The following is a 15,600-nucleotide window of genomic DNA, read 5'->3' as shown; positions in this document are numbered from 1 at the left end:
GTGCCGCAGTTCACTGGAGCTATCCATGAACGACGTCAGCAACAAAGCCTTCACCGACTACAAGATCGCCGATCTGTCTCTTGCCGCCTGGGGCCGCAAGGAAATCAGCATTGCCGAAACCGAAATGCCCGGCCTGATGGCCATCCGCGAAGAATTCGCGGCTGCGCAACCCCTGAAGGGCGCGCGCATCACGGGCAGCCTGCACATGACGATCCAGACCGCCGTGCTGATCGAAACGCTGAAGGCACTCGGCGCCGATGTGCGCTGGGCATCGTGCAACATCTTCTCGACCCAGGACCACGCTGCTGCTGCCATTGCCGCAGGCGGCACCCCCGTGTTCGCCGTCAAGGGCGAAAGCCTGGCCGACTACTGGGACTACTCGCACCGCATCTTCGAGTGGGCCGATGGCGGTTACTCGAACATGATCCTGGACGACGGCGGCGACGCGACCCTGCTGCTGCATCTGGGCACCCGCGCCGAAACCGATCCTTCGCTACTTGAGAACCCCACCAGCGAAGAAGAAACCGAACTGTTCGCGTCGATCAAGAAGACCTTGGCACGTGACCCGAAGTGGTATTCGACCCGCCTGCCGCAGATCAAGGGCGTGACCGAAGAAACCACCACCGGCGTGCATCGCCTGTACCAGATGTCGAAGAAGGGCGAACTGGCCTTTGCCGCCATCAACGTCAATGACTCGGTCACCAAGTCGAAGTTCGACAACCTGTACGGCTGCCGCGAATCGCTGGTTGACGGCATCAAGCGCGCCACCGACGTGATGATCGCCGGCAAGACCGCCGTGGTCGTCGGCTATGGCGACGTGGGCAAGGGCTGCGCACAAGCGCTGTCGGCACTGCGCGCCCAAGTGTGGGTCACTGAAGTGGATCCGATCTGCGCCCTGCAGGCCACCATGGAAGGCTATCGTGTCGTGACCATGGAATATGCCGCCGACAAGGCCGACATCTTCGTGACCGCGACCGGCAACTACCACGTCATCACCCATGACCACATGAAGGCCATGAAGGACGAGGCCATCGTCTGCAACATCGGTCACTTCGACAACGAAATCGACGTTGCTTCGCTGAAGCAATACAACTGGGACGAAATCAAGCCGCAGGTCGACCACATCGTGTTCCCGGACGGCAAGCGCATCATCTTGCTGGCCCAGGGCCGCCTGGTGAACCTGGGTTGCGCCACCGGCCACCCGTCCTTCGTGATGTCGTCGTCGTTCGCCAACCAGACCATCGCGCAAATCGAACTCTGGACCCGCAACGACGCCTACACCAGCGGTCAGGTCTATGTGCTGCCGAAGCACCTGGACGAGAAGGTGGCACGCCTGCACCTGAAGAAGCTGGGCGCGCAACTGAGCGTGCTGCGTCAAGACCAGGCCGACTACATCCACGTGAACGTCGACGGCCCGTACAAGCCCGAAACCTATCGTTATTGATAGCGCTTGATCGCTATCCCTGGATAGCTGATCACCAGGGCGGCAGACCTTGTCATGACGCCCTGGCAATGTGGTTCCATCCGGCCTGATTACAGGCCGGAATCGATTGTGCCGGCCGGAATTCCCCGGCTGGCGTTCGACCGGGAGTTCGCCATGTTTTCCTATCTGCTCATCTGGTTGCTCAACACAGTCGCCCTGCTGGGCGTTGCGTACATCCTGCCCGGCATCTCGGTGGCCAGCTTTGGCTCGGCATTGATTGCTGCACTGATCCTGGGCCTGTTGAACGCCGTCGTCCAACCGGTTCTGTTCTGGCTCACCATCCCGATCACCTTGCTCACCGCCGGCCTGTTCGTGCTGGTGCTCAATGGTCTGTTGTTCTGGTTTGCCGGCTCGATCATCAAAGGCTTCCGGGTCGAGGGTTTCTGGTGGGGCGTAGCAGGTGCGCTGGTGTACACCCTGATCTCCTGGTTCCTGTCGAAGATTGTTTCCTGAGGCTTACGTGACACAACCGCATTTGCACTCCCCCGAGCCCGTCTTCAGCCTGGAATTTTTCCCCGCGCGCGACGAGGCCAGCAGCGAACGCATGCTGCAAGCCGCAACCGCTCTGAACGAACTGTCGCCGCGCTACGTCAGCGTCACCTTCGGTGCTGGCGGCTCTACCCGCGCCGGCACCTTGGCAGCAGTACAGGCATTGCGTGCACAGGGCTACGACGCCGCACCGCACCTGTCCTGCATCGGTGCCACCCGTGCCGAACTGCGAGACTTGCTTGCGCAATACCGCGAGCTTGGCGTGCGCCGTGTGGTGGCCTTGCGTGGTGACATGCCCTCGGGCATGGGGCCGATGGGCGACTTGCGTTACGCAAGTGAACTGGTGAGCTTCATTCGCGCCGAAACGGGCGACTGGTTCCACATCGAAGTTGCTGCCTACCCGGAAAGCCATCCGCAGGCCCGCAGCCCCGACGAAGACCTGAAGCACTTCGTTGAAAAAATGCAGGCGGGTGCCAACAGCGCCATCACCCAGTATTTCTTCAATGCGGATGCCTACTTCGACTTTGCCGACCGGGCGCTGGCACGCGGCATCACCCAGCCGATCGTGCCCGGCATCATGCCGATCACCAACTACAGCCAGTTGGCACGCTTCTCGGAAATGTGCGGCACCGAGATCCCACGCTGGATTCGCTTGCGACTGGCGTCCTTCGGTGACGACCGTGCGTCCATCCGTGCCTTTGGTCACGATGTGGTTGCCGGCTTGTGCCAGACGCTGCTCGATGGCGGTGCACCTGGCCTGCATTTCTACACCATGAACCAGTCCGAGCCTACGCTGGGGCTGTGGCGTGAGCTGGATATCTGAGTCTAAAGAAGACCAGTAATAGGAAACGGGAGCTTGCGTTGCAAGCTCCCGTTTTTTTGTGATGACAGCGTGTCAGGCTGAGCGCATCAGTTAGCGCATCAGGCCATCACCCTCAAGTCATCAAACTCACATCCACCGTGCTGCCGATCAGTGCAATCGCCTCGTTCGACCCGGCGAAACTTTCCAGCACCTTGGCGCGGCTTTCGCCTCGGGCCAACGCGTCCATCCAGTAAGCCTTGCCACTTGCATCTGCAGCACGATCGAAGCCGCGCAGGTACAACTGATCCAGGAACGCACTGTCCGACAGCGCCATCACGCCGCTGGATTCCGGCGCACGCACGATGTGCCCCATTACCGTTTGCAGACTTGCCCCGGCTTGCAGCATGCCTGCCCAGAATTGGAAGCCTTCGACGTCCACGTTCCGATCCAGGATCAGTTCGTAAGAACGTCCGACAATCGCCTGTTCCTTGGTCTGCGCCAGCACCGTTACGTCACCGTTGGCAAAGGCCAGCAGCTCGGTGTTCCTGAATGACAGCATCGCACCGTCTTCCAGTCGCGTCAGTTCAACCAGGCGGTCTGCCTCGACGTCCAGGTGAACGCTGGCGCGACCACCAGCCAGCCTGACCACGTCCTGGCCTGCACCCAGATCGATGTTCAGCCCGATACCCATCGTCGGCGTGACCACATCGTTGCCCTCTGCGCCCGTTACCGCACGCGTCAGGTTCAATTCGATCAATTGCGCAGTCGGATGCAGCGCGGTCAGCATCGCCACGTCGCTGGCTTCGTGTGCAATCACCAGACCAGGGCCGCTGTCGAAACTGACCACTTCCACATCCAGCAGACGATCGATTTCGCCCGAGGTGCGATGTGTCAGCACCACCGTATTGCCGTCACGCGTTACGACGTAGTCGGCCAGCGTGCCGCTTTGCAAGGCAGTGTCCAGGCCGAAGCCGCCATTGAGCCGGTCGTTGCCGGTACCGCCGCTGAGCGTGTCGTTGTCGGTGCCGCCATACACCACATCGTCGCCCGCGTCGCCAAAGGTCTGATCCTTGCCGCGCAAGCTGCCGACGGTGTCGTTGGCACCGCCGCCGTGAATCACGTCGTCATCAGCACCCAGCACGATGAACTGGACGGCATCGTCGGCGAAAACCACATTGGACCCGGCACCGCCGATCAGGTGAGCCGCCCCCACCACCGCAGCAAAGTTGACGTTGTCCATCCTGACGATGCTGCCCGTCGGCAAAGAACGGGTGTCCAGAACAATGGCTTGTTGACCGGTGGTATTGCCGCTGATGACCAGCGGCACGGCAGGGTCGAACCCAGCGGCAGTGCTGCCCGTGATGGTGCGCACCGTAAGCGGCGTGTTTGCGCCCAAGCCACCGACAAACGATTGACCGCTGCCCAGCAGGTCGGGATTGCTGCTGGAATCACGGATGCGATTGACCAATTCCGCCAAGGCAGCATCGCCCGTGGACGCATTGGCGTTGCCTTGAACCTGCAAGCCCACGCCCACCGGTACGCTGACTTGCAAAATGACTTCCCCGTTGCTGCCTCTGACCAAGGGCACATCGGCCAATTGAGCATTCACAGACGTGGGGTCGTCCACACGGTCTGCCGTGACTGGCGCGATGGTGGTCACGGTAGATCCATCGGGGGCCGTTCCCGTGCTGACCTGTGCACCGTCAACGCCGGTTGCAGGTCCGGTCGGGGTTGTCGGGCCGGTGGAAGGCGGGGTGGGCACCACGGTGTCCACCGAATAACTGCCGGACGTTGCCGTGCCCGCGCCCGTGTTGCCACTTGCGTTGGTCACACCCGCCATATTCAGGGCAATGGCATTGTTTTGCGTGCCCACATTGCTGTTGGGGGTGAAGGTGGCTGTCCAGGTAACACCGCCATCGGTACTGGTGACGGCGCTGAGCGTGCCGCCGGGCGTCGTCAGATCGTCATTGGCAAAGCCCGTGACGGCTTCGCTGAAGGTGATGGTCACCACGGGCAAGTCGCCCTCGACCACGGCGGTGTCGGACATCACAATCGTGGCAGTGGGCCGCACGGTGTTGATGGTGATGTTGGCCGAATTGGCCGTACCGGTCACGACATTGCCTGCCACATCGGTAACCCCGGCATTGGTCAGACCGATGGCACCGGCATTGCTGATTACGCCCGCAGTCGGCGTGTAGATGGCTGTCCAGGTCATGCCGCCGTCTGCGCTGCTGATCGTGCTCAAGGTGCCATTGGGGACGGTCAGGCTGGCATTGCTGAACCCGGTCACCGCTTCGCTGAAGGCAATCGTCACCAAGGACGTGTCGCCCGCCTTCAAGGCCAGGTTGGCCACGGTGATGGTCGCGGTCGGGGCCGCCGTGTCCACCAGGTAGCTGCTTGATGGCGTTAAACCAGAACCTGCGTTGCCCGCCAGATCGGTCACGCCGCTGTTGCTCAAGGTGATGACGTTGCCCGAGGCTGTCGTGCCTGCCGACGGCGTAAGCGTTGCCGTCCAGGTGATGCCGCCGTCAACGCTGCTGACTGCACTCAGCGTGCCGCTGGCAACGTTCAGATCGGCATTGGTGAAATTATTGACCGCTTCGCTGAAGGTGATCGTCACCAACGCGGTGTCTCCCGCCTTCAGCGTGGACTTGTCCACGCCAATGGTCGCGGTCGGACGCAAGGTATCGACGGCGTAGTTGCTGGAACTCGCCGTACCTACGCTGGGGTTACCCGACACCGCGGTCACCGCAGTCATGTCCACGACAATGGCATTGGCAGCGTTGCTGATGCCTGCTGCGGGCGTAAACGTGGCCGTCCAGGTAATGCCACCGTCTGCGCTGCTGACCGTACTCAGCGTGCCACTCGGAACGGTCAACGCCGCATTGGTGAAACCGGTCACCGCCTCGCTGAACGTGACCGTGACCAGTGAAGTGTCGCCCACTTTCAGCGCACTGTTCCCCAACACCACCGTGGCCGTCGCCTGCACGGTGTTGATCGTGAAATTGGGTGAGTTGCTTGACCCCAGCCCGGTGTTGCCCGCCGCATCTGTCACGCTGGCCGTGTTCAGAGCGATCACGTTTGTGCCGTTGGCAACATTGGCAGTTGGCGTGTAGGTTGCCGTCCAGGTAAGCCCGCCGTCCGCGCTGCTGACCGTGCTCAGGGTGCCATTGGGTACCGTCAACGCAGCATTGGTGAACCCCGTGACCACTTCGCTGAACGTGAAGGTGACCAAGGAGGTTTCACCCACCACCAGGGCCGAGTCTGACATCGTGATGTTCGCCGTGGGGCGAGCGGTATCGATGGCGAAACTGTTGGAGTCTTTTGTGCTGGTACCAGCGTTGCCTGCAAGGTCGGCGACACCCGTGTTGTTCAAGGTAATGACATTGCCGGTACTGGTCGTGTCGGCCGACGGCGTGAAGGTTGCCGTCCAGGTCGTGCCCCCGTCGGCACTCGACACCGCACTCAGCATGCCGCCAGCCAGCGTCAGGTCCGCATTGGTGAAACCGGTCACCGCTTCGTTGAAGGTGAACGTCACCAACGAGGTCTCACCTGCTTTCAAGGCATTGTTCGCCACGACGATGGTCGCGGTCGGACGCTCGGTGTCAACGGTGTAATTGTTGGACGGCGTGCTCCCGCTGCCCGGGTTGCTGGCCCCTGCGGTCGCGGCGGCCATGTCTATGGCGATGACATTGGTGGCACTGGTGACACCCGCCGTGGGGGTAAGCGTTGCCGTCCAGGTGATGCCGCCGTCCGTGCTGCTGACAGGTGTCAACGTGCCATTCGGAACGGTCAGCGCGGCATTGGTGAGCCCGGTCACCGCTTCGCTGAACGTGAAGGTGACCAATGAATCACTGCCAATTTTCAGCGCATTGGACGCCACCACTACCGTTGCAGTCGTCTGCACGGTGTTGATGGTGAAATTGGGCGAATTGGTCGAACCGGTCCCCGCGTTGCCAAGCTGGTCTGTCACGCCCGCATTGTTCAGCGTGATCAGGTTAGTGTTGCTGGAAACATTGGCGTTCGGCGTGTAGATGGCCGTCCATGTCAGCCCGCCATCGCTGCTGCTGACTACGCTCAAGGTACCGGTAGGTATCGTCAAGTCTGCATTGGTGAAACCGGTTACCGCTTCATTGAACGTGAAGGTGACCAACGAGGTTTCGCCGGTGGTAAGCGCGGTGTCTGCCATCGTGATGGTCGCCGTCGGACCAACCGTATCCACCGCGTAGTTGTTGGAGCTTTTGGTGCCGGTTCCGATGTTGCCGGCGGAATCCTGTACTGCCGAGCCAGACAAGCTGATGGCGTTGCTGGCAGATGTGGCGTTGGCGGCTGCCGTCAGCGTGGCAGTCCATGTCACGTTGTCGGCGGTCGTCAGATTGGTCAGCGTGCCGTTGGGCACGGTGATCTCGGAAATATCCAGGCCGAACACCTTCTCGTCGAAGGTGAAGGTGACGAGAGACGTATTGCCCGCTGTCAGCGAGGTATTGGCAATCACGATGCTTGAGATCGTGGGTGCCGTGGTGTCAGCCACGTAGCTGGTGTTTTGCGTGCCATCGTTGCGGATGTTGTCGCTCGCCGTTGGCGATATGCCGGTCGTACCACCGCTGGTCGACTGGCCACCCACACCACTGACACCCTTGTTGTTCATGGCCGCATTGTTCGCCGCCGTGATATTGAGCGTGCCCTGGTTCCAGATGCCGCCAACGCCCACGCCACCGTTGCCCCCAATGGAACCGCCACCGCCGCCACCGCCCCCTGCACCGATATTGCCGGTGATGTTCGACGTACCGATGATCGACAGGGTGCCAGTGCTGCCGTTGAAAATACCGCCTGCCGCTGCGCCACCACGACCGCCGTTGGCGTCGAAGCCTGCACCGCCACCGCCGCCACCAATGGTGATTCCGGCAGACGTCGCGGTGCCACCTGCACCACCGTTGGTGTAGCCATAAGGCGTGCCCACGCCACCCGCACCGCCGCCACTGGCATTACCGCCACGGCCACCGAAATAGATGGGGCTGAACGCCGCACCATTACCCCCGGTATTGGTCGATGGGGATGACGGGCTATAGCTACCTGCCCCACCCCCGGCAGCACCGTTCTGGCCGCCAATGCCGCCACCACCGCCGCCGCCACCGCCGATGTTCGGCGACAGCACACCGCCACCACCACCACCGCCTGCCGCAGCATTGGCCGTCACCGTGGTATTGAGCAAAGTCAGGTTACCCGCGTTGCTGATGCCTGCACCCAATGCATCAGCTGCATTGATCACAGAACCGCTGTTGGCCCCTGCCGTACTGACCCGGCCCTTTGTAATGATCACGCCATCAAAGGTGGTGGTTGTCCCCGACGTGACCTGAATGACGCTGGTTTGGTACTGACCATCCAGCGTGACATCCGCGATGCCGTCATTGTTCAGGTCGCCATCGATGGTGATGTTCTTGTTGACCACCAACTGCGCATCCAAGGAGACCGTCATGCCACTGGCGAACGTCACGATATCGCCGTTCTGGGCATTCGCCAGCGCTGCACGCAATGACCCCGCCCCTGTACTGGCATTGGATGTCACCGTGATCGTTGCCAGGCTCCAGGCATAGGCATCCATCGCCTGCTGCGACAGCACGCCTACGCTTTCCACCGTGCCGCTGGTGATCTCCAGATTCCAGTCGCCACCCGCACCCGTGCGGTCATTGCTGGCGGCGACATCGGCACCCGTCAACTGCGCAAGCGTCGCCACGAACTGTGCACCGACCTCCCCTTCACCCAGGTCACAGGCGTAGATCAGCAGGTCGCCATCCTCGGTAATGCCGCGCCCCAACGCGGCCAGCGTAGCTTCCTGCCCCGACAAGGAATTGCCGTCCAGGAAGGTATCGCCCAGCCACAGCTGCCCTTCATCGCCGTGCCCGAACACGTGGACAGCGGAATATTGGCCCGACTCGCCCAGCACGGCTGCCATCTGGGCCAGCCCGTTGGTCTGCGCATCGATATAGACGACTTCCACGCCAGGGGCCAGGCCCTGAAGCAAGACATCGGCGTCTTTGACGCGGCTGTCGATGAAAACGATCTCGCGGGCGGGAACACCCTGGGGGACGATGTTGAGTTCTGACATGGCGGTCTTTCCTGCCCTAAGCAGTGAGGTGAGGACGCGATTGATACGAAACCGGAGAACAAACAGCAGGCGTTACGGACAACGCTCAGCCGATCGTGTTGCGAGGCGGTTTCGTTCCGTGCAAATCGGTGTTCGAGGAAGGCAGAGGCATGCCGGCAGCCACGTTGGCGTTGCCGTGTTGATCCGGGGGTGGTTTGACGGCAATCACACGGGCGGCGCTGTCGGCACCGTGCTGCCAGAAAGACAGCTGGCTGTACTGGGCGAACAGGTCTGGCGGCAACACGCTGCGGCGGTGTTGCAGTGCCACTTTTTCGCGGACCTTGTGCAGGTTGGGCAGTCCCAGATTGCGGTCGAACGCCGGCTCGTCGTAGTTCAGACCCTGGTAGTCATGTTCAAACCAGGGCTCACCAATGAAGTCATAAATCAGCTTCAGCACCTTGTCGGGTGCCTGGGCCAGCAGGTCGTAATCGACCACCAGCAGGTTTTCGGCTTCGTTGCTGTAGAAGGCCTGCTTCAACGCAGCCCAAGGACCGCCCACCATGCGATTGCGCTGCGCGAGCGCCTCGACACGGCTGTAGACATCGTTGCGCTCGGCGTCGTTGGTGAACAGCTTGGTGATCTCATACGGGTCGGCGCGATAGCGCTGCTCGATGCTGTCCATGACCCAGGCCACGTTGCGCACACAGGCAATGAATTTGGCGCGCGGAAACATATCGAGCGCGGCCGCCATCTGGCCGCTCCATCCGCGATTGGTATCGAAGATGACCGCCTTGTCCGCGTGGTCGGCGTAATAGGCGTCGAACAGGCCACGCCCCAGGCGACGGCGTTGTTCGGTCGTGACCAGCGGGCCAAACTCGCTACCCGCACCCAATTGACCCAGCATGCCGTTGAGCAAGTTGCCCACTGGGCTGCTCATGCCGGCGTGAAAGCGCGGGTTCTGGCGAAGCAGCGCGGACAGCAAGGTGCTGCCAGAGCGTGGAAGGCCGCAGATGAAATGGAACTGGGCAAGCATTCGGCGCCTACAGCTGATGAATAAGCGGCAGACGGAAGCGACTGGGCGTTGCCAGAAAAAACCGACGTGCCAGGAGGAACCTGAATCAACTGAACGTGTTCAGCTGATTAAGAAGACGCATGGGCACATGCGCGGCCTAACCTGACAGATCGCAACTTAATGAAACAATATGTAACTATCGGCATTTACAGGAATGCTGCCGAGATGACCAAAGCATGTGGGTCACCGGCTCAAGAAACGAATGATTCGTGTTGACAGTGCATCAGACCGATGTGGGTGCCTGCGTTTGCAGCAGGACTGAAAGACGTCAACCGCCAGGGTGGCGGTCGACGGAAAAATCCTCAAGCTTCGGCAATCAAGGATTGCCAGCAGCCGGGTATCGACGCGCCCCTCAAACTCAGGTCATCACGGTCACGTCCACCGTGCTGCCGATCAATGCAATTGCCTCGTTCGACCCGGCGAAACCTTCCAGCACCTTGGCGCGGCTTTCACCTCTGGCCAACGCATCCAACCAGTAGGCCTTGCCGCTTGCATCCGCAGCGCGATCGAAGCCGCGCAGGTACAGCTGATCCAGGAACGCGCTGTCCGACAGCGAAAAGATGCTGGCTGCTTCACGCGACGTGGTGATCTCGGTCAACACGCTTTGCAGGCTCGCCCCGGCAGCCAGTCCACTCGCCCAGAACTGAAAACCGTCCACATCGACGTTGCGATTCAGCAGCAACTCGTAGGCACGCCCCAATACCGCTTGATCCTTGGTCTGCGCCAACACGGTGACATCGCCATTGGCAAAGGCCAGCAGCTCGGTATTTCTGAACGACAGCATCGCGCCGTCTTCCAGGCGCGTCAGTTCAACCAGGTGGCCTGCCTCGACCTCCAGGTGAACACTGGCGCGACCACCGGCCAGCCGGACCACGTCCAGCCCTGCACCCAGATCGATGTTCAGTCCAATACCCAGGGTCGGCGTGACCACATCGTTGCCATCGGTGCCCCTTACGGCGCGCGTCAGGTTCAACTCGATCAGTTGCGCAGTCGGATGCAGCGCGGTCAGCATCGCCACATCACTGGCTTCGTGTGCGATCACCAGATTGCGACCGCTGTCGAATTGAACGACCTCCACGTCCAGCAGACGATCGATTTCGCCTGAGCTGCGATGCGTCAACACCACCGTATTGCCGTCACGTGTCACGGCGTAGTCCGCCAGCGTGCCGCTTTGCAAGGCGGTGTCCAGTCCGAAGCCGCCATTGAGCCGGTCGTTGCCGGTACCGCCGCTCAACGTGTCGTCGTCGGCCCCGCCATAGACCACATCGTCGCCCGCATCGCCGAAGATCTGATCCTTGCCGCGCAAGCTGCCGACGGTGTCATTGCCACCGCCGCCGTGGATCACGTCGTCACCGGCACCCAACACCATGAACTGCTCGGCATCGTCCGCGAACACCACGTTGGATCCAGCGCCACCGACCAGGTGGGCGGTTCCCACCACCGCGGCAAAGTTGACGTTGTCCATCCTGACGATACTGCCCGTCGGCAAAGAACGGGTGTCCAGAACAATGGCTTGTTGACCGGTGGTATTGCCGCTGATGACCAGCGGTACTGCCGGATCGAACCCGGCGGCGGTGCTACCCGTGATGGTGCGGACCGTAAGTGGTGTGTTCGCCCCAAGCGCACCGACAAACGATTGGCCGCTGCCCAACAGGTCGGGATTGCTGCTGGAATCACGAATGCGATTGACCAATTCCGCCAAGGCGGCATCGCCCGTGGACGCATTGGCGTTGCCTTGAACCTGCACACCCACGCCCACCGGTACGCTGACCTGCAGAATGACCTGCCCGTCGGCTGTGGTGACCACGGGCACCTCGGCCTGTTTGACGTTGCCGGATGCAGGATCGTTCGTGCGGGGTGTCACCGGCGCGATGGTGGTCACGATGGATCCGTCAGGGGCCGTACCGGTGCTGACCTGTGCACCATCGACATCGATCGCAGGTCCGGTCGGGGCGGTCGGCGGCGTGGGCACGACGGTATCCACCGAGTAATTGCTGGACGCTACCGTGCCGGTGCCCGTATTGCCACTTGCATTGGTCACGCCCGCCATGTTCAGAACAATGGCATTGTTCAGCGCGCCCACATTGCCATTCGGGGTGAAGGTGGCCGTCCAGGTAATGCCGCCATCGGCGCTGCTGACAGCGCTGAGCGTGCCGCTGGGCGTTGTCAGGTCGTCATTGGCAAAGCCCGTGACGGCTTCGCTGAAGGTGATCGTCACCACCGGCAAGTCGCCTTCGACCACGGCGGTGTCGGACATCGCAATCGTGGCGGTGGGCCGCACGGTGTTCACGGTGATGTTGTCCGAGTTGACGGTGCCGGTGATGACGTTGCCCACTTGATCCGTCACACCGGCATTGGTCAGACCGATGACACCGGTGTTGCTGGTGATGCCCGCGTCCGGCGTGTAGACCGCTGTCCAGGTGACGCCGCCATTTGCGCTGCTGACGGTGCCCAAGCTGCCGTTGGCGACGGTCAGACTGGCATTGCTGAACCCCGTGACCGCTTCGCTGAAGGCAATCGTCACCAAGGACGTGTCGCCCGCCTTCAAGGCCGAGTTGTCCAGGGTAATGGTGGCGGTCGGGGCAACCGTATCAACAATGTAGTTGTTTGAAATCGGTGAACCGCTACCCATGTTGCCCGCCACATCGGCCACGCCTGCACCGTCCAGGGAAATGACGTTGCTGAGGCTCGTCGAATTTGACAACGGTATCAGGGTTGCGGTCCAGGTGATGCCATCGCTGGTGGTCAGCGTGTGCACAATGCCAGTGGAGGAGGTAAGGTCGAGAGTGGTGAAACCGGTCACCGCCTCACTGAAGGTGAAGGTTACCTGCGAGCTGCTGCCAATGCCCAGACGGTCGTTCGCCACGACGATGGTGACCGTCGGCCGCTGGGTATCGACTGCGTAGCTGTTGGACGGGGTGCTGCCAACACCCGCCGTGCCGGTCGATACGCTGGTGACCAGGGTATTGTCCAGGGTGATGACGTTGCTGCTGCTGGTAATGCCCGAAGTCGGCGTAAAAGTCGTGGTCCAGGTGATGCCGCCATCTGAGCTGCTGACGGTGTTCAAGGTCCCGCCGGCCACGGTGAAGGCGCTGTGGTCAAGCCCGATCACCGCTTCACTGAAGGTAATGGTCACCAGCGAAGTGGAACCGATCTTCATCGCTGGGTTGCTGACCACGATGGTCGCAGTCGGTATCGCCAGGCTGTACTGGTAGGCAGCCAAAGCCTCCGCCGACAACACCCCGCCACTGTCGATGCTGCCCTGGGTGACCTCCAGGTCCCAATCACCGCCCGCACCGGTGCGGTCATCGCTGGCGGCCACATCGGCACCCGTCAGCGCAGCCAGGCTCGCGACGAACCGTGCACCAACCTCCCCGCTGCCCAGATCGCAGACAAACAGCAGTAGGTCACCGTCTTCGGTCAGGCCGCGTCCCAACGCCGCCAACGTGTCTGCGTGGCCAGCCAACGCGCCCTCATCCACGAGGGTGTTGCCCAGCAACATGCGCCCGTTATCGCCGTGGGCAAACACATGTACGGCAGCGTATTCACCCGACTCGCCCAAGGCCTCGGCCATCTGAGCCAGACCATCGGCCTGGGCATTCAGGTAGACGACTTCAACGCCTTCGGCCAAGCCTGCAAGCAAGGTTTGCGGATCCTTGACCCGGCTGTCGATGAAAACGATTTCCCGGGCTTTGGTACCCGATGTAGAGACAATGGTTTCTGACATGGCTGTTTTTATGCCCAGGAAGGGAGCGGAAAGGGAATGGGTCGATATGCCGTCAGCGGGCGACGGAATCGAACGCAAGCCCTTGGCAGACGCCGAAACCATCGGATTACCGCGAAACAGGCATAAACAAAGCGATTACTGGCGCAACCCGTAATTGAGCTGCCAATACGTTTGGTAACAGAGTATTCGGGAACAGAAAATTCCCCAAGCGGGAAATTCAGGCGGATGAAAGAAATATTATTGTCAGGCTATGGTTAACAACCAGAATCGCATGACGACACAGACAATAAAAACAGGGGGAGCTTGCCAAGCAAGCTCCCCCTGTTTTTTTTGGCAGATGACTCGTCGCTCAGCCCCCCCGGATTCACGTTCCTCCGGGATGGCGGTCGACCGACACAGCGTGCAAGACCTCAGGAAGTCTCGGTACCGGGAGTCGGGTCTTGCATGTCCGACCGCGGCTCACCCAAAGGCTCGAACGTATCGGTTTCGCGCGAATACGCCAGCAGCGCACCCGCCTTCATGTCGAAATACCAGCCGTGCAGGGTAAGTTCCCCAGCTTCGACGCGACGCTGCACCCACGGGAAGCTCATCAGGTTCTTCAGCGACACCAGAATGGACGCCATCTCGCAGGCGCGCCGGCGAGCAGCCAGGCTTGCATCGGGCATTTCGCGCATGACACGCAGGCGTGCCGGCTCGGCGATGCTGACCCAGCGGCCGATGAAGTCGTACTCGCCTTCCTGCGGCAAGTGCTGCGAGATCAATGCGCCGATACCACCGCATGAACTGTGGCCAAGCACGATGACACGTTCCACCAACAGGGAATCGACGGCAAACTGGATTGCGGCGGACACACCGTGATTGCCGATGGTGTTCTCGTTACGCGGCACCAGATTGGCCACGTTGCGCACCGTGAAGATTTCGCCGGGATCGCTGCCCAGCAATAGCGCCGGGTCGACCCGCGAATCGCTACAGCCGATCAGCAGCGTACGCGGACGCTGCTCGGCGACCAGGTCTTGCCAGCTATCAGGGGCTTCGTCGAAGTGTTGACGCCGGAAGCGCTCGAATCCGGCAATAAAACGTTCCACATCTTGCATGTTCAACCTCTCCTGCGAATACATTGGCGCAATAAAAACCGGGAAGCAGGCTACCACTGAACCAGGCTTTTTACCTCTTTACAGTGTGCTGAAAGCTGGCTTGCAGCAGGCCGCTGGGGCAGTCTGCATCGCCCGTCACACCGGCATTTTTGGTGTCCACCCCGTTTCGCTGAGCACGGCGTCCACCCGCCGATCGTGGGGTGCCGGCACATGGGTGCCCTCGGCCAACAATCCGCATGCGTAGGCCACGGCAATCGTTTGCACCTTGCGCCCGGCCACATCGAAACCTGCCAGCGTGCGATCGTAATAGCCGCCGCCGTAGCCAATACGATCGGCCTGTGCTGTGAAGCCCAGCGCAGGCAGCAGCATGACGTCGGGCGTCACAATCTGGTCATGATCGGGCTCGGCAATGCCGTAGGCACCGTCACGCATCGGCGCACCCGGCCACCAGCGCTTGAACACCAGTGGGGCATCGCGTTCGACCACCACGGGCAAGGCCAGCATCAATTCCGGGTCGGCAGATTGGCGCATCAGCCAGTCGCGCAGATCGGGTTCCGGTCCAAGCGGCCAGAAGGCGGCCAATACACGTTGTGCGGAACCCTTGCGCATGGGACGGGTCAAGCCTTGAACGGCCCAGTCATCCAGGTAGTCGGCGATCCGATCATTGGCCTGGGCGCGCTGATCTTCCGACATGGCCGTCCGCGCCGCCCGCAACTGCGGCCGCAAGGCCGCTGCAGTGCCGACATCGGCCACGCCCTTGTCGTCAGACCCGGCATTTGCCGCTGCGCCCGTGCCGGTCGCCGAATGACCCGATGCTATCCTTGCTTCCATCTTTGAATGATCCATTT

8 protein-coding genes are annotated in these 15,600 nt (G+C 61.4%); 3 read left to right on the top strand and 5 right to left on the bottom strand.

What is annotated here, in order from left to right; all coding sequences use genetic code 11:
* Positions 1 to 25: 25 nt before the first annotated feature.
* The 3 genes from ahcY to metF all read left to right on the top strand — a co-directional run bounded on the left by ahcY (position 26) and on the right by metF (position 2,795).
* Entirely contained in the window at positions 26 to 1,444 is a 1,419-nt protein-coding gene (gene ahcY, locus FXN63_RS02415) for an adenosylhomocysteinase (RefSeq protein ID WP_148812501.1), read from the top strand.
* 153 nt (positions 1,445 to 1,597) lie between these two features.
* Entirely contained in the window at positions 1,598 to 1,936 is a 339-nt protein-coding gene (locus FXN63_RS02410; protein ID WP_148812499.1) for a phage holin family protein, read from the top strand.
* Between the two features lie 7 nt (positions 1,937 to 1,943).
* Positions 1,944 to 2,795, top strand: a complete 852-nt coding sequence (gene metF, locus FXN63_RS02405) for a methylenetetrahydrofolate reductase [NAD(P)H] (RefSeq protein WP_246165006.1) — start codon at positions 1,944 to 1,946, stop codon at positions 2,793 to 2,795.
* 112 nt (positions 2,796 to 2,907) lie between these two features.
* On the opposite strand, the gene FXN63_RS02400 is transcribed toward metF, so the two are convergent.
* The 5 genes from FXN63_RS02400 to FXN63_RS02380 form a co-directional block, all read right to left on the bottom strand.
* On the bottom strand, positions 2,908 to 8,880 hold the full coding sequence (locus tag FXN63_RS02400; protein WP_148812497.1) for an Ig-like domain-containing protein: 5,973 nt from the start codon (positions 8,878 to 8,880) through the stop codon (positions 2,908 to 2,910).
* Between the two features lie 85 nt (positions 8,881 to 8,965).
* A complete protein-coding gene (locus FXN63_RS02395; protein ID WP_148812495.1) occupies positions 8,966 to 9,892 on the bottom strand; it encodes a sulfotransferase family protein in 927 nt (308 codons plus the stop codon).
* Positions 9,893 to 10,289: 397 nt separating this feature from the next.
* A complete protein-coding gene (locus FXN63_RS02390) occupies positions 10,290 to 13,760 on the bottom strand; it encodes an Ig-like domain-containing protein (RefSeq protein WP_148812493.1) in 3,471 nt (1,156 codons plus the stop codon).
* Positions 13,761 to 14,068: 308 nt separating this feature from the next.
* Positions 14,069 to 14,752 (bottom strand): carbonic anhydrase, encoded by a 684-nt coding sequence (locus FXN63_RS02385; RefSeq protein ID WP_148812491.1) that lies wholly within the window; start codon positions 14,750 to 14,752, stop codon positions 14,069 to 14,071.
* Positions 14,753 to 14,887: 135 nt separating this feature from the next.
* A complete protein-coding gene (locus tag FXN63_RS02380; RefSeq protein ID WP_187395075.1) occupies positions 14,888 to 15,583 on the bottom strand; it encodes a 5-formyltetrahydrofolate cyclo-ligase in 696 nt (231 codons plus the stop codon).
* Positions 15,584 to 15,600: the final 17 nt, after the last annotated feature.

Origin of the sequence: Pigmentiphaga aceris, from assembly GCF_008119665.1 — a bacterium.
GTDB classification, from domain to species: Bacteria; Pseudomonadota; Gammaproteobacteria; order Burkholderiales; family Burkholderiaceae_B; genus Pigmentiphaga; species Pigmentiphaga aceris.
Note: the sequence above shows the minus strand (reverse complement) of the source record. Positions and strands in the feature narration are given on the sequence as shown.

What these genes read in the sequence shown, in the direction of transcription:
- FXN63_RS02410 (WP_148812499.1), top strand. Translation starts at nt 1,598, where the DNA reads ATGTTTTCCTATCTGCTCATCTGGTTGCTCAACACAGTCGCCCTGCTG.
- FXN63_RS02385 (WP_148812491.1), bottom strand. Translation starts at nt 14,752, where the DNA reads ATGCAAGATGTGGAACGTTTTATTGCCGGATTCGAGCGCTTCCGGCGT.
- FXN63_RS02380 (WP_187395075.1), bottom strand. Translation starts at nt 15,583, where the DNA reads ATGGAAGCAAGGATAGCATCGGGTCATTCGGCGACCGGCACGGGCGCA.
- FXN63_RS02395 (WP_148812495.1), bottom strand. Translation starts at nt 9,892, where the DNA reads ATGCTTGCCCAGTTCCATTTCATCTGCGGCCTTCCACGCTCTGGCAGC.
- FXN63_RS02400 (WP_148812497.1), bottom strand. Translation starts at nt 8,880, where the DNA reads ATGTCAGAACTCAACATCGTCCCCCAGGGTGTTCCCGCCCGCGAGATC.
- ahcY (WP_148812501.1), top strand. Translation starts at nt 26, where the DNA reads ATGAACGACGTCAGCAACAAAGCCTTCACCGACTACAAGATCGCCGAT.
- FXN63_RS02390 (WP_148812493.1), bottom strand. Translation starts at nt 13,760, where the DNA reads ATGGTTTCGGCGTCTGCCAAGGGCTTGCGTTCGATTCCGTCGCCCGCT.